The organism is Pseudoduganella sp. OTU4001 (assembly GCF_038440195.1).
In the GTDB taxonomy this organism is placed as follows: domain Bacteria; phylum Pseudomonadota; class Gammaproteobacteria; order Burkholderiales; family Burkholderiaceae_D; genus Rugamonas.
The window spans coordinates 42,572-60,586 of sequence record NZ_JASATG010000010.1 but is presented as its reverse complement, the minus strand read 5'-3'; the positions used below and the strand labels follow the sequence as shown (position 1 = coordinate 60,586).

At 61.6% G+C, this 18,015-nt stretch carries 19 protein-coding genes and 1 tRNA gene; 13 read left to right on the top strand and 7 right to left on the bottom strand.

All coding sequences use genetic code 11. From position 1 onward, the window contains the following. Positions 1 to 108: 108 nt before the first annotated feature. Positions 109 to 2,163, top strand: a complete 2,055-nt coding sequence (locus AAHE99_RS11470) for an NAD(+) synthase (protein ID WP_342117343.1) — start codon at positions 109 to 111, stop codon at positions 2,161 to 2,163. 19 nt (positions 2,164 to 2,182) lie between these two features. Further along, the gene (locus AAHE99_RS11465; RefSeq protein WP_028103924.1) at positions 2,183 to 2,521 is read left to right on the top strand and encodes a P-II family nitrogen regulator; all 339 of its coding nucleotides are present in this window, start codon (positions 2,183 to 2,185) and stop codon (positions 2,519 to 2,521) included. Position 2,522: 1 nt separating this feature from the next. On the opposite strand, the gene AAHE99_RS11460 is transcribed toward AAHE99_RS11465, so the two are convergent. From AAHE99_RS11460 to AAHE99_RS11450, 3 genes are all read right to left on the bottom strand, one after another. Beyond that, positions 2,523 to 3,737, bottom strand: a complete 1,215-nt coding sequence (locus AAHE99_RS11460; protein WP_342117341.1) for a GGDEF domain-containing protein — start codon at positions 3,735 to 3,737, stop codon at positions 2,523 to 2,525. Beyond that, positions 3,734 to 4,957 carry a GGDEF domain-containing protein gene (locus AAHE99_RS11455; RefSeq protein WP_342117340.1) on the bottom strand — a complete coding sequence of 408 codons (1,224 nt, stop codon included), beginning with the start codon at positions 4,955 to 4,957 and terminating at the stop codon, positions 3,734 to 3,736. Before AAHE99_RS11455 ends, AAHE99_RS11460 begins: the two co-directional genes overlap by 4 nt. Before the next feature lie 91 nt (positions 4,958 to 5,048). Further along, the gene (locus tag AAHE99_RS11450) at positions 5,049 to 5,675 is read right to left on the bottom strand and encodes a trimeric intracellular cation channel family protein (protein ID WP_342117338.1); all 627 of its coding nucleotides are present in this window, start codon (positions 5,673 to 5,675) and stop codon (positions 5,049 to 5,051) included. Positions 5,676 to 5,782: 107 nt separating this feature from the next. Here AAHE99_RS11450 and AAHE99_RS11445 point away from each other — a divergent pair, with 107 nt between their 5' ends. Continuing rightward, complete coding sequence (locus AAHE99_RS11445; RefSeq protein WP_342117336.1) at positions 5,783 to 6,622, top strand: hypothetical protein; 840 nt, start codon at positions 5,783 to 5,785, stop codon at positions 6,620 to 6,622. Here the strand turns inward: AAHE99_RS11445 and AAHE99_RS11440 are convergent. Both AAHE99_RS11440 and trxB read right to left on the bottom strand, forming a co-directional pair. Beyond that, on the bottom strand, positions 6,590 to 7,276 hold the full coding sequence (locus tag AAHE99_RS11440; RefSeq protein ID WP_342117334.1) for a Smr/MutS family protein: 687 nt from the start codon (positions 7,274 to 7,276) through the stop codon (positions 6,590 to 6,592). The genes AAHE99_RS11445 and AAHE99_RS11440 overlap by 33 nt on opposite strands. Next, a complete protein-coding gene (gene trxB, locus AAHE99_RS11435) occupies positions 7,273 to 8,223 on the bottom strand; it encodes a thioredoxin-disulfide reductase (RefSeq protein WP_342117332.1) in 951 nt (316 codons plus the stop codon). The genes AAHE99_RS11440 and trxB overlap by 4 nt, the downstream gene beginning before the upstream one ends. Positions 8,224 to 8,387: 164 nt before the next feature. On the opposite strand from trxB, the gene AAHE99_RS11430 reads away from it, so the two are divergent. The 10 genes from AAHE99_RS11430 to AAHE99_RS11385 all read left to right on the top strand — a co-directional run bounded on the left by AAHE99_RS11430 (position 8,388) and on the right by AAHE99_RS11385 (position 17,135). Next, positions 8,388 to 10,772, top strand: a complete 2,385-nt coding sequence (locus AAHE99_RS11430) for a DNA translocase FtsK (RefSeq protein ID WP_342117330.1) — start codon at positions 8,388 to 8,390, stop codon at positions 10,770 to 10,772. Positions 10,773 to 10,780: 8 nt separating this feature from the next. Further along, positions 10,781 to 11,401, top strand: a complete 621-nt coding sequence (gene lolA, locus AAHE99_RS11425) for an outer membrane lipoprotein chaperone LolA (protein ID WP_342117328.1) — start codon at positions 10,781 to 10,783, stop codon at positions 11,399 to 11,401. 6 nt (positions 11,402 to 11,407) lie between these two features. Further along, on the top strand, positions 11,408 to 12,718 hold the full coding sequence (locus AAHE99_RS11420) for a replication-associated recombination protein A (protein WP_342117326.1): 1,311 nt from the start codon (positions 11,408 to 11,410) through the stop codon (positions 12,716 to 12,718). Between the two features lie 40 nt (positions 12,719 to 12,758). Then, complete coding sequence (locus AAHE99_RS11415) at positions 12,759 to 13,346, top strand: TetR/AcrR family transcriptional regulator (RefSeq protein WP_342117325.1); 588 nt, start codon at positions 12,759 to 12,761, stop codon at positions 13,344 to 13,346. After that, the gene (locus AAHE99_RS11410) at positions 13,328 to 13,618 is read left to right on the top strand and encodes a YciI family protein (RefSeq protein ID WP_342117323.1); all 291 of its coding nucleotides are present in this window, start codon (positions 13,328 to 13,330) and stop codon (positions 13,616 to 13,618) included. The genes AAHE99_RS11415 and AAHE99_RS11410 overlap by 19 nt, the downstream gene beginning before the upstream one ends. 79 nt (positions 13,619 to 13,697) lie before the next feature. After that, positions 13,698 to 14,426 carry an alpha/beta fold hydrolase gene (locus tag AAHE99_RS11405; RefSeq protein ID WP_342117322.1) on the top strand — a complete coding sequence of 243 codons (729 nt, stop codon included), beginning with the start codon at positions 13,698 to 13,700 and terminating at the stop codon, positions 14,424 to 14,426. Between the two features lie 123 nt (positions 14,427 to 14,549). Further along, the gene (locus AAHE99_RS11400; RefSeq protein WP_342117321.1) at positions 14,550 to 14,747 is read left to right on the top strand and encodes a hypothetical protein; all 198 of its coding nucleotides are present in this window, start codon (positions 14,550 to 14,552) and stop codon (positions 14,745 to 14,747) included. Positions 14,748 to 14,842: 95 nt separating this feature from the next. Next, entirely contained in the window at positions 14,843 to 16,132 is a 1,290-nt protein-coding gene (gene serS / locus AAHE99_RS11395) for a serine--tRNA ligase (protein ID WP_342117320.1), read from the top strand. A gap of 83 nt (positions 16,133 to 16,215) precedes the next feature. Continuing rightward, positions 16,216 to 16,306 (top strand) — tRNA-Ser (locus AAHE99_RS11390). Between the two features lie 82 nt (positions 16,307 to 16,388). After that, on the top strand, positions 16,389 to 17,135 hold the full coding sequence (locus AAHE99_RS11385) for a lecithin retinol acyltransferase family protein (RefSeq protein WP_342117318.1): 747 nt from the start codon (positions 16,389 to 16,391) through the stop codon (positions 17,133 to 17,135). 63 nt (positions 17,136 to 17,198) lie between these two features. Here AAHE99_RS11385 and AAHE99_RS11380 read toward each other — a convergent pair whose 3' ends face one another. Together AAHE99_RS11380 and AAHE99_RS11375 are read right to left on the bottom strand one after the other, a co-directional pair. Beyond that, a complete protein-coding gene (locus tag AAHE99_RS11380; protein ID WP_342117316.1) occupies positions 17,199 to 17,510 on the bottom strand; it encodes a hypothetical protein in 312 nt (103 codons plus the stop codon). A gap of 11 nt (positions 17,511 to 17,521) precedes the next feature. Beyond that, entirely contained in the window at positions 17,522 to 17,956 is a 435-nt protein-coding gene (locus AAHE99_RS11375) for a hypothetical protein (RefSeq protein WP_342117315.1), read from the bottom strand. Positions 17,957 to 18,015 lie beyond the last annotated feature (59 nt).

The following is an 18,015-nucleotide window of genomic DNA, read 5'->3' as shown; positions in this document are numbered from 1 at the left end:
GACAAATTTTGCTGTGGCGGAAGAAATGTCCATATTTGTTCCTGACCCCACAATGGACATTTCTGGCAATGTTAAAATCTTCGCCATCACTATTGGCTTGGCTCAGCTATGACGCACTCGTTCCATAATTTGTACCACCATGATTTTGCCCGGGTGGCGGTTGGCGTGCCGCGCTGCCGGGTGGCTGATCCGCTGTTTAATGCGGCGCAGACTATTGCGCTGGCGGAGCAGGCGGCGGCGAAGGGGGCGCTGCTAGTGGCGTTCCCGGAGCTGGGGCTGTCGGCCTATTGCTGCGATGACTTGTTCCACCAGCGGGCGCTGTTGGATACCGTGCTACAGGGGCTGGCGGCGGTGGTTGAGGCGTCGCGCCGGATTCCGGCGGCGATGGTGGTGGGGGCGCCGCTGCGCGTGGACCATCAGCTGTTTAATTGCGCCATTGTGGTGGCGGGCGGCGCGATCCGCGGCGCAGTGCCCAAGTCCTATCTGCCGAACTATAGCGAGTTCTATGAGGCGCGCCAGTTCAGCGCGGCCGATGAGGCGGTGTCCACCGAGGTCACGCTGCTGGGCCAACAGGTGCCGTTCGGCGCCAACCAGCTGTTTGAGCTGGAAAACCTGCCGCTGTTTAAATTCCATGTCGAGATCTGCGAGGACGTGTGGGTGCCGATCCCGCCGTCGTCCTTCGCCGCCCTGGCCGGGGCGACGGTGCTGGTGAACCTGTCCGCTTCCAATGTCCTGGTCGGCAAGTCCGATTACCGCCACCAGCTGGTGGGCCAGCAGTCGGCGCGCTGCATCGCGGCTTACCTGTATTCTTCGGCCGGCCGCGGCGAATCGACCACCGACCTGGCCTGGGATGGTCAGGCCCTCATATACGAAAACGGCGAAATGCTAGCCGAGTCCGAGCGCTTTGCCGATGAATCGCACATGATCTTTGCGGATGTGGACCTGGAGCGCATGTCGCGCGAGCGCATGCGCACCACGACTTTCGGCCACTCCATGCGCCGCCACAAGAACGAAGCGAGCCAGTTCCGCACCGTACGCTTCCCGGTCGATCTGCCAACGCACCGCGTGCTGCCGTTGGAGCGCAATGTGGCGCGCTTCCCTTACGTGCCATCCAACCCGGCGCTGCGCGACAAGCGCTGCATGGAGGTATACAACATCCAGGTCAGCGCGCTGGTGCAGCGCCTGTCCTCGTCGGGCATCAAGAAGGTGGTGATCGGCGTCTCGGGCGGCCTGGATTCGACCCATGCGTTGCTGGTCTGCGCTAAGGCGATGGACCGTCTCGGCCTGCCGCGCGCGAATATCATCGCCGCCACCATGCCGGGCTTCGCGACCAGCACCCGCACGCTGGACCAGGCGCGGGCGCTGATGCAGTTCGTCGGCTGCACGGCGCTGGAGATCGATATCCGCCCAAGCTGCATCCAGATGATGAAGGATATCGGCCACCCGTACAGCGAAGGCAAGGAAGAATACGACATCACTTTCGAAAACGTGCAGGCGGGCGAGCGCACCAACCACCTGTTCCGCATGGCGAACCACCACAACGGCATCGTGATCGGCACCGGCGATTTGAGCGAGCTGGCGCTGGGCTGGTGCACTTACGGCGTGGGCGACCACATGTCCCACTACAACGTGAACGCCAGCGTGCCGAAGACCCTGATCACGCACCTGGTGCGTTGGGTGGCCGAGAGCAAGCAGTTCGGCGACGTCAATTCCAGCGTGCTGCTGGCGGTGGTGAACACGGAAATCAGCCCCGAGCTGGTGCCGGGCAAGGCGGGCGACGAAGCGCCAGCGCAAATCACGCAGAACGTGATCGGTCCGTACGAGCTGCAGGACTTTAACCTTTACTACACGCTGCGTTTCGGCTTTGCGCCGGCCAAGGTGGCTTTCCTTGCGCACCATGCCTGGAAGGACCGCGACGTCGGCCTGTGGCCGGAAGACGAGCATGTCGCGCGTAACCAGTACGAACTGAAAGATATCAAGCATAACCTGGGCATTTTCCTGAAGCGTTTCTTCCAGACTTCGCAGTTCAAGCGTACTTGCGTGCCGAATGCGCCGAAGGTCGGCGGCGGTGGTTCGCTGTCGCCGCGTGGCGACTGGCGTGCCCCGAGCGATTCGGAGGCCGCTGCCTGGCTGGAAAACCTGAAGACTGTGCCCGACGCCTAACCACTATAAGGAGAACGCAATGAAGCAAATTACCGCCATCATCAAGCCATTCAAGCTGGACGAAGTGCGCGAATCGCTGGCCGAAGTCAATGTGACCGGCCTGACCGTGACTGAAGTGAAGGGCTTTGGCCGCCAGAAGGGCCATACCGAGCTGTATCGCGGCGCGGAATACGTGGTCGATTTCCTGCCGAAGGTGAAGGTGGAAGTGGTGGTGGATGACAGCGTGGTCGATACCGCCGTGGACGCGATCATCAAGGCCGCCCGCACCGGCAAGATCGGCGACGGCAAGATCTTCGTGCAGAACATTGAGCAGGTGATCCGCATCCGCACCGGCGAAACCGGCGCCGACGCGGTCTAAGTCAACCGCACCGAACGCAGTCGCGCCCTTCGTTTTTGGCGCCGTACAGCGCGCGGTCGGCACGCAGCAGCAGCGACTCCGAGCCGGTGTCGCTGTCTTCCAGGCTGGCCACACCCACGCTGATGGTGAGGCGTCCATGTGGCAGCGGCAGCTGGCTGGCGCCTTCCCGCAGCCGTTCGGCGATCAGCTGCGCTTCCTCCATGCTGCTGTGCGGCAGCAGCAGTCCGAATTCTTCCCCACCCAGGCGGCCGGCGACATCGCTGGCGCGGCAGGCTTTCATACAATGCCGGGCCATCGCGACGATGGCCTGGTCGCCTGCCGCGTGGCCATGACGGTCGTTGATCGCCTTGAAGCGGTCGACATCAAGCATCAGCAAAGCCAGCGGCGTGCCATGGCGGCGCGCGCGTGAGATTTCCTGTTCGGCGCGGGCCAGGAACTCGCGGCGGTTCGGCATCCCGGTCAGGAAGTCGGTAGTGGCCAGCTTGCGCAATTCCTCGTTGCGTTGGCGGATGGTCTGCTCCAGCTGCTGGCTTTCCCTTTCCAGCCCGCAGGCCCAGGCCTGCAAGGCGCGGCGGCTGTTATCGCTTTCTACGCTGAACTGGACGCCGATAATCAAAATGGCGCTGGCGCCGCGCAGCATCAAGGTCAGAACCTGTTCCGGCCCTTGCTGGAAGAAGTTCGCGATGGGTACGTCGCCAGCCAGGCTTGCCGCGCGTAGCAGGTGCCAGGCCGCATCGGTGACGAGCAGGGCGATCAGCGCGCGGCGGCCTTCCAGTGCGGGCGTACGCCAAAGCAGGACAATGGCGGGAATCAGCAGGGCGGTGCGCACCAGGGATGTGAGGATGAGGCGCGCGCTGATGTCGGGTTGCCAGTAGGTGAACCAGGCGACCGGCAGCAGCTGCAGCAGGAGCAGCACCAGCCAGGCCAGTGGATGCACCGCGCGGCGTGTTCCGGTAAAGCCTTCCGTACCGAGGTAGAGGAGGATGGCGGAGACGGTCGCCAGGACACTGACCAGCAAGATGGACAGCACATCCGGTATCTGGCCGCGCAGGCCGACCAAGATCCAGGCCAGTCCCTGGGCGGCCGCCGCCATGCTCCAGTTGGAACCAGCGGAGCGGCCATCGCGTACCGTGCGCAGGCCGAGATAAGCCAGTCCGATCGCCAGGCAGCCAATGCCCATGGTCAGCGCGCAGGTGCTAACGTGCAGCGTAATCATGTGCTCACCACGCGGTTGCGGCCCGTCTGCTTTGCCAGGTAGAGCGCCTGGTCGGCGCGCGCCAGCAGGGCTTCCAGTGCGGTCTCGCTGCCTTGCAGGACGGCAACGCCAATGCTGGCGGTGATGGCGCGCGTGATGCCGTGCGCGGCCAGGTCGAGGTCCGCGATCTTGCGGCGCAAACGCTCGGCTGCCAGCTGTGCGGCTATGGCGTTGGTTTCTGGTAGCAGTACTGCGAATTCTTCGCCGCCAATGCGGCCGGCCAGGTCGCTGCCGCGCCCCGAGGTGCGGCAGGCATTGGCCACTGCCGCGATCACTTTGTCGCCAGCAGGGTGGCCGAAGTTGTCGTTGATTTCCTTGAAGTGGTCGATATCGAGCAGCAGCATGGCCAGCGGCTGCCGATAGCGGCGCGCGCGGCTGACTTCCCGGCTGCCGTGTTCCATGAAGTGGCGGCGGTTGGCCAGCCCGGTCAGGCTGTCGGTATTGGCCAGGCGGCTTTGTTCGGCCGTGCGTTCGAGCACGATGGCGTGCAGCTCGTCGCGCTGTGCGGTGAGGCGGCTGGCGCGTCCGGCCAGTTCGTCGCAAATCCGTTCGCTGGCAAGCCGGAACTGGAAGGCATTGATCAAAACGTTCAGGATGCCGCCAATTGCTGCCATGACGGCGAACGAGGTGCCGGCGCGCAGGAACTGCGTGCTATCGGCGTCGGTCGCCATGGCCACCGCCAGACGCATGATGTTCCAGGCGCAGGCCATTGCCAGGATGGCTGCCAGGTAGCGGGCACCGAAGGGCAGGTCGGGACGGGCCAGCAGCAGTAGCGTGGCGCAGCAGAAGCCGGCGCGTGCCAGCGCGACGATGGCGATGCGGATCTCCAATTGGGGCTGGATCAGGCCAAACCAGGCGAAGGCCAGTGTGCTTACCGCCAGGGCGGCGCAGTAGGCGCGGTCCGGCGGCGGCACGCCGATAAAGATGGCCATGCCGCGATGGACGAAGACCAGGCAGGCAATCGACAGCACATTGTCGGCCACGGTCGTGAACAGCGGCGGCAGGCCGGCCCCGAATGTGGTCAGGAAGGCTGCCGCTGCACCCAGCAGGGCCGACAGGGCCCATTGCCCGCTGGCGCTGCCGTCCAGGAAGTGCGTGCCGGGGCCGCGGAAGGCGCATGCAATCAGCAGGGAGAGGAAGCCGATCAGGAAAGTCGCGGTTGCAACGTCAAAGGTAAACAATGGTGGGCCGGCTGTAGTGTTTTTTGCCGATTATAGGCAGCAGGCGGCGTAACTTAAGTTCAACTATTCGAACATTCGCGAATTGTCCACACTATGGGCGGCCCAGTTTCAGGTCGAAGCGCCAGGCCACCAGGCGCATCACGGTGATCAGGGCAGCGCTGGACCACAGGGCCACGTCGTCCGATACGGTGGTGTATTGCAGCGCGATGTAGAACCAGCAGCCGAAGAAGGCGCACAGCGCGTATGGTTTGCCGTCGCGGAAGACCATCGGCACTTCGTTACAGATAATGTCGCGCAGCACGCCGCCGAAAATGCCGGTGATAACGCCCATCATCACCGCCACGAAGATCGGCATGTCCGCCGCCAGCGCGGTCGATACGCTAGCCACGGCGAACAGGCCCAGGCCGACCGCGTCGGCAATCACGATCAGTCGCTCGGAAACGATGTGGCGGATCTGCTTGACGAAAGGCGCTGCCACCAGCGCCACCACGAACAGCAGGATAGTGTATTCCTGGTGCGCGACCCAGAACAGGGGGCGGCGGTCGAGCAGGATGTCGCGGATGGTGCCGCCGCCGAACGCGGTGATGAACGCCACGATGAACACGCCCACAATATCCATGCGCTTGCGGCGCGCTTCGATAAAGCCGGAAAAGGCCCCAACCAGGATTGCCACGACCTCGATGATGGTGATGAGGGAGACGGCGGGGACAATTTTCATGTTCTTCTGGGTGGCGAGAGGGAGGCCAAAGGTTAGCATTGCACTAGCAAAAACTGCAAGTCGACCGCAGCTTGGCAGCCTCTTTATGGGGTTGTAAAATCCGCAATATGCTTAAACTACTCCTGGCCGCCACCGCCCAGGCGGCCACCGCCGGCGCCCACGCTGCGCCGCTGCCATGCCAGCCACAGACCCTGCTGGACCCTGCCACAATCCGGGAACGCGTGATCCTGGTGGGCGAACTGCATGGCACCAATGAGATGCCTGCCTTTGTGTCCGGCCTTGCCTGCAGCTTGCTGTCACAGGGACGCAAGGTGGTGCTGGCGCTGGAAATTTCGAGCGATGCACAGCCGGAGCTTGACGACTATCTGGTTTCAGATGGGGGCGAGACGGTGCGCCACCCCCTGTTGGCCAGCGCTTTCGGCAAGATGAAGGATGGACGCGGCAGCGAGGCCATGATGGCAGTGATTGAACAGGCGCGCGTGCTGCGCAAGGCGGGCGCGCCTCTCATTCTGGCCGCGATGGACATGCGCCGCAGCCAGTTTGCCGTGCCGCCTGGCGAGAAATGGAACCCAGCCACGCGTGACCGCATCATGGCCGAGAATGTGGCAGCGCTGGCGCGCAGTAATCCGGATGCGGTGGTGCTCAGCCTGACCGGCAACCTGCACGCCACCAAACAGACGAAGCTGTCCTACCCGCCAATGGGATATCTGTTGTCGCAGCAGATGCCGGCCTTTTCATTGGGCCTTGCACATAGCGGCGGCTCGGCATGGGTATGCATGGGCGTAGTGGATGGAAAACTGCAGTGCGGCGAGACGAAGATGAGCGGCGTGAGCGGCGGTATCGATGTGGGCGGCTTTGACCGTGAGGTGCGGCTGGGCGGCATTACTGCCTCGCCGCCCGCCCGCGAGGGTAAATCAGCGCTGGGGAACCAGGGCGGCGCGCAGTAGCACCATGATGGCGCCTTCGCCGCCTTCTTCGGCGCGGGCCTGGCAGAAGGCGATTACGCCGTCGGTCTGCACCAGCCAGGAGTGGACCATGGACTTCAGTACCGGCTCGCCGCCGCGCGAGCCGAAGCCGCGGCCGTAGATCACGCACACGCAGCGGTAATTGCGGCGCATGGCTTTCAGCAGGAAGTCGTCGACCGCCTGGCGCGCCTCGTCGCGGCGCTTGCCATGCAGGTCCAGTTCATCCTGCACCGGCCAGTGGCCCTTGCGCATCTTCTTCATCACGTCCGGACCGATGCCGGGCGCGCTGTAGTTCAGCGCCGGGTCTTCCTCCATATAGTGCTCGACGTCGAACAGGTCCGACAGCATGGATTCCTGCAGCACTTTCGCATCGTCTGCCGCCTGTTCTTCCGCCGTCAGCGGACCGCGCTTGGCGGAAGGGGCAGGGCGGCCCGCCACGACCGGCGCCTTCACAGGCGGCACATAGCGGTCGGACGGCTTCATTTTCTGCACGCCGGCCATCGAGGACTGGAACACATTGGCTGCGGCGGCAGCGGCCTTGGCTTGCTTGGCGCGCTCCCTCTCCTCAACCTCGCGCTGCTCTTGCTGTTCCTTGAGCTGCTTGCCCAGGCCTTTCAGGTCGGCGAAACTTTTCACTCTTGCGCTTCCAGATAGCGTTGCGCGTCCAGTGCGGCCATGCAGCCGGTACCGGCGCTGGTGATGGCCTGGCGGTAGATGTGGTCCTGCACGTCGCCGGCGGCAAACACGCCCGGTACGGAGGTGGCGGTCGCCATGCCTTCGGTGCCGGTACGGGTCTTGATGTAGCCGTCCTTCATTTCCAGCTGGCCTTCGAAGATGCCGGTGTTCGGCTTGTGGCCGATGGCGATGAACAGGCCGTGCACGGCGATCTGTTCCAGCTCACCGTTGTTATGCTTGATTTCGATGCCGGTCACGCCGGACTGCTCGCCCTTCACTTCATGCAGGTTGGCGTTCAGCTTCAGCACGATCTTGCCCTCGGCGACCTTGGCCATCAGGCGGTCCACCAGGATAGGCTCGGCGCGGAACTTGTCGCGGCGGTGCACCAGGGTGACCTTGGTGGCGATGTTCGACAGGTACAGCGCTTCCTCCACGGCGGTGTTGCCGCCGCCAACCACGGCCACTTCCTGGCCACGGTAGAAGAAACCGTCGCAGGTGGCGCAGGCGGACACGCCACGGCCCATGAACTCCTGCTCCGATGGCAGGCCCAGATACTGGGCCGACGCGCCGGTGGAGATGATCAGCGTGTCGCAGGTGTAGACATTGCTGTCGCCGATCAGGCGGATCGGTTTTTCGTTCAGGTGGGTGGTGTGGATGTGGTCAAACACGATCTCGGTCTTGAAGCGCTCCGCGTGCTGCAGGAAGCGCTGCATCAGGTCCGGACCCTGGACGCCCATCGGGTCGGCTGGCCAGTTTTCCACGTCGGTGGTGGTCATCAGCTGGCCGCCTTGTTCGACGCCGGTCACCAGCATCGGGTTCAGGTTGGCGCGGGCGGCGTAGATTGCGGCGCTGTAGCCTGCAGGACCGGAGCCAAGAATCAGGACTTTGGCGTGTTTGGTAGTAGTCATGGCGGATTCTTTACTTAGTTAGTGTATGTCTCTATATGGGGTGGCGCATGGATGCTACAAGTCTGCCTCCCCGGGCAAACCGAGATTATAAGCGAACACCCATTGGGCCACTAATAGCTTAGAATAAGCGCAATATGGAATTTTTGCCTCTAAGCAACGAGTAAATGAGTAAGAAGAGTCAAGAGACAACTTCTGGTTACACTCGCAATGTCACCGAACGCCAGCCCTTACCGAACCGGCTGGTCCGCCTGCTGTCCGAAGCGCGATTTTTCGCGCTTTTCGTCGTTTGCCTGTATTTCGTCCTGATTTTGGCCAGCTACAACCGGCATGATCCGGGCTGGTCGCACAATAATGTGGTGAGCCAGGTGTATAACCTGGGCGGCCGTGGCGGCGCCTGGCTGTCCGACCTGATGCTGTTCATCTTCGGTTTTTCCGCCTGGTGGTGGTGCATTTATATGCTGCGCGTGGTGTGGCAGGGCTATCGCCGCCTGACCAGCAAATTCGTGCTGGAGAAGGAAGAAGACCCCGAGCACCACCAGGTCGGCATCATCCGCGTGATCGGTTTCGGCCTGATGCTGGTCGGCTCCATGGGACTGGAATTCCTGCGCATGTACACGCTGAAAGTGCAGCTGCCGCGCGCACCGGGCGGCGTGCTGGGCGAGCTGATTGGCCATGGCGCCCACGTGGGCCTGGGCTTTACCGGCGCTACCCTGGTGCTGCTGCTCCTGTTCGGCATTGGTTTCAGCCTGTTCTTCCACGTGTCGTGGATGTCGGTGGCCGAGAAGATCGGTGAATGGATTGAGCTGGGCATCGACTGGTTCCGCGCCCGCATGGAAATGCGCGAAGACCGCCGCCAGGGCGACGTGGCCGTGGTGCAGCGCGAGGAGAAAGTCGTCAAGGAACGCGTCAAGCACGAAGAAAAGCATCCGAAGCCGCTCGATATGCCGCCGGAAGCGCCGCCTCCGCCTATCGTCAAGATCGAGCCGCAGGTTACCCAGGTGGTGCAATCCGAACGCGCCATCAAGGAAAAGCAGGGCGCCCTGTTCCAGGAAATCGAAAATACCGACCTGCCGCCGCTGTCGCTGCTGGACGACGCGCCGCCGCAGCAGGAAACCGTGGCCGTGGAAACGCTGGAGTTCACCAGCCGCCTGATCGAGAAGAAGCTGTCCGACTTCGGCGTGGAAGCCAAGGTCGTTGCCGCCTATCCGGGCCCGGTCGTGACCCGCTACGAGATCGAGCCGGCGACCGGCGTGAAGGGTAGCCAGATCGTCAACCTGGCGCGCGACCTGGCGCGTTCGCTGTCGCTGACGTCGATCCGCGTGGTCGAGACCATCCCAGGCAAGAACTACATGGCGCTGGAGCTGCCTAATCCAAAGCGCCAGATCGTGCGCCTGACCGAGATCCTCGGCTCCAAAGTCTATAACGACAACCACTCGCCGCTGACCGTGGCGCTGGGCAAGGACATCGCCGGCAAGCCGGTGGTAGCCGACCTGGCCAAGATGCCGCACCTGCTGGTGGCGGGTACCACCGGCTCCGGTAAGTCCGTTGGTATTAACGCCACCATCCTGTCGCTGCTGTACAAGGCCGACCCGCATGACGTGCGCATGATCCTGATCGACCCGAAGATGCTGGAAATGTCGGTCTACGAAGGCATCCCGCACCTGCTGGCGCCGGTCGTTACCGATATGCGCCAGGCCGGCCACGCCCTGAATTGGGCGGTGAACGAGATGGAGCGCCGCTACAAGCTGATGTCCAAGCTGGGCGTGCGTAACCTGGCCGGCTACAACGCCAAGATCGCCGAAGCGGCCAAGCGCGAAGAAAAGATCCCGAACCCGTTCTCGATCACGCCTGACGCGCCGGAACCGCTGGAAAAACTGCCAACCATCGTCATCATCATCGACGAACTGGCCGACCTGATGATGGTGGTCGGCAAGAAGGTGGAAGAACTGATCGCGCGTATCGCCCAGAAAGCACGTGCGGCAGGCCTGCACTTGATTTTGGCGACCCAGCGCCCATCTGTGGACGTGATTACTGGCCTGATCAAGGCGAACATCCCGACCCGTATTGCGTTCCAGGTATCGTCCAAGATCGACTCGCGCACCATCCTTGACCAGATGGGTGCGGAAACGCTGCTTGGTATGGGCGACATGCTGTATATGCCGCCCGGTACCGGCCTGCCGATCCGCGTACACGGCGCCTTTGTCTCGGATGACGAAGTGCATCGCGTGGTGAACCACCTGAAAGCACAAGGCGAGCCGAATTACATCGAAGGCATCCTGGAAGGCGGCACGCTGGAAGAGGGCGGCGACGGCGCCGTGGCTGGCGGTGGCGGCGAGGGCGGCGGCGAAGCCGACCCAATGTACGACCAGGCCGTGCAGGTCGTGCTGAAGCACCGCAAAGCCTCGATCTCGCTGGTACAGCGCCACCTGCGCATTGGCTACAACCGTGCCGCACGCCTGCTGGAACAGATGGAAAACAGCGGCGTTGTATCGGCCATGCAGTCGAACGGCAACCGCGAGATCATCGCGCCTACCGCCTCGGCGGAATAAGGATTCATATGAAGCACACCAAAACGATGGCGGCCCTGCTGGCCGCCGGCCTGCTGTTTGCAGGCGCAGCCGGCGCCTCGGCCCTGGACCAGTTCAAGGCATTTGTCGGCAGCACCAAGGCCGCCAAGGGCGAATTTACGCAGAAGGTTGTGGCGCAGGGCAGCAAGGATAAGCAGTCGTCCGGCAGCTTTTCCTTCGCCCGCCCGGGCAAATTCATCTGGTCGTATGCCAAGCCGTACGAGCAGGTGCTGCAGGCCGATGGCGAGCAGCTGTTCATCTACGACAAGGACCTGAACCAGGTCACCGTGCGCAAGCTGGGCGATGCCCTGGGCTCGTCGCCGGCCGCCATCCTGTTCGGCTCCAACGACCTGGAAAAGAACTTCACCCTGTCCGAAGCCGGCACCCGCGATGGCCTGGAATGGCTGAAAGCCACCCCGAAAGCCAAGGATTCCAGCTTCGAGCAAATCCTGATCGGCCTGAAAAACGGCACGCCAGAGGCGATGGAACTGAAGGACAGCTTCGGCCAGACTTCCATCCTGTCGTTCAAGAAGTTTGAAAAAAATCCAGCGCTGAATGCAGCAAGCTTTAAATTTGTCATGCCAAAGGGTGCGGACGTCATCAACAATTAAGGAATCATGATGACGCAAGACCTGTTCGCCCCTGAGCCCACCCCGCCGCTGGCCGAAGCGCTGCGTCCGCACACCGTTGCGGACGTGATCGGCCAGAGCCACCTGCTGGGCGAAGGCAAGCCACTGAACCTGCTGTTCAAGTCCGGCAAGCCGCACTCCATGATCCTGTGGGGCCCGCCCGGCGTGGGCAAGACCACGCTGGCCCGCCTGTCGGCGCGCGCCTTCGACTGCGAGTTCATCGCCATTTCGGCGGTGCTGGGCGGGGTGAAGGACATCCGCGCCGCCATTGAACAGGCGGAGCAGTTTGTCGCCAATGGCAAGCAGACCATCCTGTTCATCGACGAGATCCACCGCTTCAACAAGGCGCAGCAGGATGCGCTGCTGCCGTACGTGGAATCCGGCCTGGTAACCCTGATCGGCGCCACCACCGAGAACCCATCGTTCGAGGTCAATTCCGCGCTGCTGTCGCGCGCACAGGTCTATGTGCTGAAGGCGCTCACCGAAGACGAGATGCGCCAGTTGCTGGCGCGCGCCCGCGAACGCTCCATGCCGGACCTGGAGTTCGACGAACTGGCCATCGACACCCTGATCGGCTACGCCGACGGCGACGCGCGCCGTTTCCTCAACCTGCTGGAACAGACCAAGACCGCCGCCGCCACCGCACGCACCAACAAGGTCACCGGCGACTTCGTGCAGAATGCGCTGACCCTGAACGCGCGCCGCTTCGACAAGGGCGGTGACAATTTCTACGATCAGATCTCGGCCCTGCACAAATCGGTGCGCGGCTCGAACCCGGACGGCGCCCTGTACTGGTTCTGCCGCATGATCGACGGCGGCGCCGACCCGCGCTACCTGTCGCGCCGTATCGTGCGCATGGCCTGGGAAGACATCGGCCTGGCCGACCCGCGCGCCCTGACCATGGCCAACGATGCCGCCGCCACCTACGAACGCCTCGGCTCCCCGGAAGGCGAGCTGGCGCTGGCCCAGGCTGTGATCTACCTGGCCGTCGCCGCCAAGAGCAATGCCGGCTACAACGCCTACAACGCCGCCATGGCTTTCGTCCGCCGTGACAAATCGCGCGAGGTCCCGGTCCACCTGCGCAACGCGCCGACCAAGCTGATGAAAGAGCTGGGCTACGGTCACGAATACCGTTACGCCCACGACGAGCCGGACGCCTACGCCGCCGGCGAAACCTACCTGCCGGATGGCATGGCCGAACCAGGCTGGTACCAGCCTGTCCCGCGCGGCCTGGAAACCAAGATCGCCGACAAGCTGGCCTACTTGCGCAAGCTGGACGAAGAAGCCCGAAAATCTTAATTTCTTGACATCGTAGGACGGTTGTCCTATGCTTGTCGGCATGAATAAGCCGACCACCGCTACGCGCGCCCGCATCGTCGAAACCGCCGACCGCCTGTTCTACGAGCGCGGCTATGGCCACACCAGCTTTACCGACATTGCCGCCGCAGTCGAACTATCGCGCGGCAATTTTTACTATCACTTCAAAACCAAGGATGACATCCTGGCCGCAGTCATCGAACTGCGCCGGGAGAAGACGCAAGCCATGCTCGACGCCTGGGCCGCCAGTGGCGCCACGCCCATCGAACGGATCGGCCGCTTCATTAACATGATGGTCATGAACGCCCCCGCCATCCGCCGCAACGGCTGCCCCGTCGGCACCCTGTGCACCGAACTGGCCAAGCTCGAGCACCCGGCCCGGCCGCAGGCCAATACGCTGTTTTCCCTGTTCCGCGCCTGGCTCTGCGAGCAGTTCCAGCAGCTTGGCGCAGCCGACGCCGACAGCCTGGCCATGCACCTGCTGGCCCGCAGCCAGGGCATCGCCACGCTGGCCAACGCCTTTGACGATGCGGCATTTATCCAACACGAGGTTTCGCAACTACACCAATGGCTGAAAGCCAGGGAGGAATCATGTTTGTTGTTTCGCTAAAGATAACTGGAAGCAAAGATCTGCTCGCACCGCACCTGCCAGCCCATAAGGAATGGCTGCAAGCCGGCTTCGACGACGGCATTTTCCTCGCTGCCGGCAACCTGCAGGGCCATCCGGGCGGCGGCATCCTGGTCCGGGGCATCGACGAGGCGGCACTGCAGGAACGCCTGGCGCAGGACCCGTTTGTGGCCAATGCGCTGGTGGATGTGTCGGTAATTGGTTTCACCCCGGCAAAGACTGATTCGCGATTGGAATTTCTGCGCGTAGCCTGAAATAAAAGCTGCTGCGTCAAGTATTTACATTTAAATTTCTGCCCGTTACGATGTTGTTATTGTTCTAATGGGGGCAGGAATGGCTGAGCTCATTGTTGATGGTGTAACCATCCATGTGGATGGCGCCGGTGAGAACGTCATCATGATGATTCACGGCTGGCCATATGACCGCAGCCTGTGGGACGCCCAGGTGGAGGAGTTTTCCTCCACCTACCGTTGCGTCAGGTTCAGCTTCCCGAGCCAGAGGGCGAAGGGTAGCCATACCCTGGACGAGGTCACCAAGCTCTTCGCCGATACCGTGCTGGCCGTCAATGGCGGCCGCCCGGTGATCCTGATGCTCAGCGACTGGGGCTGCATCTTTGGCTATCAATTTGCACTGCGCTACCCCGAACTGGTCAGCCGCGTGATTGCCGTCGGCATTGGGGGCTCCAGCCAGCTGACTTACCGCTCCTCGCTGAACTGGAAAACCCGCTTGCGGCTGGCCTGGGCCCATCACCGGCTGAATGCAGCCGCCAAGAACAGCCGTGCTGCGCGTGAAGCCTGCTCCCGCCTGCAGCTACCCCATGCAGTTACCTGGCTGCGCGCCGCCAGTCCCACCCAGGGCGCCTTGCCGTTCAAGCTGCGCTGGCCCATGCTTTATATCTACGGCAAGCGCAAGCCGTTTCCCTTCCACACCCGCAGCTTCGAGCAGGCCATCCAGTCCAAGCCGGACAGCAGGGTGATCGCCTTCCGCAGCGGCCATTGGGTCATGCGCGAGCAGCCGGAAGCGTTCAACAATGCGGTCATGGGCTGGCTGCAGGGCGCATAAAACGCCGTTCATTCCGTCATTTTTGCGTTTCGTCGCAAGCCCAAGGCAGGGCAGGGAGCCTTTAGGTACAGTGTAACCATGGAAGCACGGAAGCAACTTAACACTGACCTGAAGGAGAACATCATGAACGTCCTGAAAAACTTTGAAGCGATCTTCGTTGTCGCAGCCGCCCTGGGCATCGTCACCAGCTACGCAACCGCTACCACCCCAGTGCTGTACGTCGCTGCTGACCCGGTAGTCGCCAAGGCCGATACCAGCATCCCGACCGTGGTCGTCGCCGCCAAGCGCTTGACCGCAGCTGAAAAAGCCGCCCTGATCTGACAGTACAACGCCGGAGGGCGCAAAACTCAGTCGTTGTGCTGTCAACTTGGTACAATTGCCCCTTTCGATAATTTGATCGTAGCGGCACCCAAAACATGATTGACATCCAACTTCTCCGTAAAGACATTGATACTGTCGCCGCCAAACTGGCGACCCGCAAGTTCCAGCTGGACGTAGCTGGCTTCAATGCCCTGGAAGGCGAGCGTAAAGCCATCCAGATGCGTACCGAAGAACTGCAAAGCAAGCGCAACTCGCTGTCCAAGCAGATCGGTATGTTGAAGGGCAAAGGGGAAGATACCTCCGCCGTGATGGCCGAAGTGGCCGGTCTCGGCGATGAGCTGAAAAATAACGAAGCCGCACTGGCTGTCGTGCAGGAGAAAATGAGCACCTTCCTGCAGGCCGTGCCGAACTTGCCGCACGAGTCCGTGCCGACCGGCACCAATGAAACGGCCAACGTGGAAGTCCGCAAAGTCGGCACCCCACGCAGCTTCGACTTCGAAGTCAAAGACCATGCAGACGTAGGCGTCGCGCTGGGTCTGGATTTCGAAACCGCTACCAAACTCACCGGTTCCCGCTTCAGCGTCATGAAGGGCGGCATCGCACGCCTGCACCGCGCACTGGCGCAGTTCATGCTGGACACCCACACCGACAAGCACGGCTACACCGAGTGCTACACCCCTTACATGGTCAATGCCGAATCGCTGATGGGCACTGGCCAGCTGCCTAAGTTCGAAGCCGACCTGTTCTCGGTGAAAAAGGGCGGCGCGGAAGGTGAAGGCCAGAACTTCTACCTGATCCCGACTTCCGAAGTCTCGCTGACCAATATGGTGCGCGACGAGATCGTGGCGGTTGAAACGCTGCCGATCAAGGTGACCGCCCACACCCCATGCTTCCGTTCCGAAGCCGGTTCCGCCGGCCGCGACACCAAAGGCATGATCCGCCAGCACCAGTTCGACAAGGTTGAACTGGTCCAGGTGGTGCATCCTGAGAAGTCGTACGAAGCGCTGGAAGAAATGGTGGGCCAGGCTGAATTCATCCTGCAGTCCCTGGGCCTGCCATACCGCGTGATGCAGCTGTGCACCGGCGACATGGGCTTTGGCGCCGCCAAGACCTACGACCTGGAAGTGTGGCTGCCGGCGCAGAACACCTACCGTGAAATCTCCTCGTTGTCGAACTGCGAAGCCTTCCAGGCGCGCCGCATGCAGGCCCGCTTCCGCAACGCGCAAGGCAAGCCGGAACTGCTGCACACCCTGAACGGCTCCGGCCTGGCAGTGGGCCGCACCCTGGTCGCCGTGCTGGAAAACTTCCAGCAGGCTGACGGTTCGGTGGAGATTCCTGCCGTCCTGCAGCCTTATATGGGTGGCCTGACCAAGCTCGTAGCATAAAGTTGAAAATAGCCCTTCCATTTTTCGAAAGGGCTGCTATAATCTTGGCTCTCAACGGCGACCACCGTTAAGTTGCAGTACCTGGAGAGGTGGCAGAGTGGTCGAATGTACCTGACTCGAAATCAGGCGTAGGGTGTCCCCCTACCGTGGGTTCGAATCCCACCCTCTCCGCCAGAATACGAAAAAACGGCCTCGGAAACGAGGCCGTTTTTTTTCGTCCTAACGCAGGTGATGTCTAAATCAAAGTCGGAGCACTATGTTTCCTGTTGCGGCGTATTACTTGCTGGGGCTTTGGGGCTCCAAAGTGGCTTACGATAGCTTTTCGGGCGGCATCATCGATGAGCCTGTCCCTGGGTCTATCCTCTATTCATCCATCGTCACAGGCGTTGCCGAGCATTCTGGCGTCTTTATAGGTGACGGTCAGATCGTGCATTTGAATGGTGATGGGGAAATTGAATCCGTGTCCGCACAGACGTTCATGAATCGGCTAGGGGGACTGTCGACTGGCCTGGCGATTTACGTTTCATCAAATGGGACGGGCGCTGTAGGATCTGTGGTGGTTGCAGAGCGCGCCCGATCGATGATCGGCAAACGCCGTGATTATGGGCTGCTGATGGATAATTGCCACCAATTCTCCGCGGGCTGCCTGACCGGCAATTTTGAGAACGCTACAAACTTCATGTGGATGCTCAAGGATGAAGCGACGCGCGTATTAGGTACAACCAGGTGGGCGCACTGGATGTTTGACCAAAAGCGCGAAGAAAACCGGTTTGCCGCAGCCGCTCATGTTGAACGGCTTGAGACCAAGCTCGCATCTGTTCACGCCGCGCTCGAAAAAGTCGCCGCCTATCGGACTGATATTGAGGCTGGTCGCGTCACTGGCGATATCGCTGTCAGTGTGGATGAACTCCTGGAACGCGAGGCCAAGTTGAATGCTTTGACCGGCCAATTGAAGGGCTGGATCATCCGACTGCGTGCGGGCGAAGTACGCATAACTGAGTAACTCGACAAGCATTTGCTTGTCGAGATCCCGCAGCATCTGTCGTTGATCGAGGTTTTTTCTTTTTCAGACGACGCGATAGATCTCCCAGCGCGGCGTAGCTGAAACCACGTTGGGTTCAAGTTCTTTGCTCCATTGCCGGTGCGCTTCGATGGTGGCCAGCTGTTTCCAGGATCGGTCGAGGGCCGCCAAGTCTTCAATCTGAATTTCTACTTCAATGCTCGATTCCAGCGCGCCAACCGATCCGGTTGTGATGCGCACTTTGTCGAGTGTCCAGCCAATCTGTGAACCGATATCGCGATGCCATGCTTTGAGCGAGTCGATGACGGTCTGTTTGTGCCCGAAGCGGGCGTCGATATGCCAGCGTGCGATCATCATGATGTTCTCCTTCAGGGAGGCGGCGTGGGAGAGAATAGCGCGGAACGCAGCACCGCGTCAAAAAGCCTCTCGAGTAGATGCTTCCAGGTGTATTCGTTTCCGAGATGGCTTACCGGCGTTGGGCTGCCGTGCCGGTCTTCGTTCAGGGTCAGCGAGCCATCGAGGTTAAGGTAGAAGCGCCAAACCTCGTTGAGCTGCAACGCCGGGGCCCGGAACACGAACTCCACGGAGAACTCACCATACGGAGCCCGTATGACGCGCGGCGCCGCTTCCAGGCGGTGGCCAAAAACGTCCACCAACAATTTGCGGCCTTCGACGGAGAATTTCCCGGGCAGGGTTCCTTTTTGGGTATTGAGCAGGCTCGCATAGAGCTCTGCGGATTTGCACTCAAGCGCCTCGATCGATCGGTACAGCCCCAGCAAATCCCTCATTTTCGAATCAGTCATGTGATCTCCCCATGGCATCACAACGGAAAGAAGGGTAGCCACATGATAAGACTTTAGCG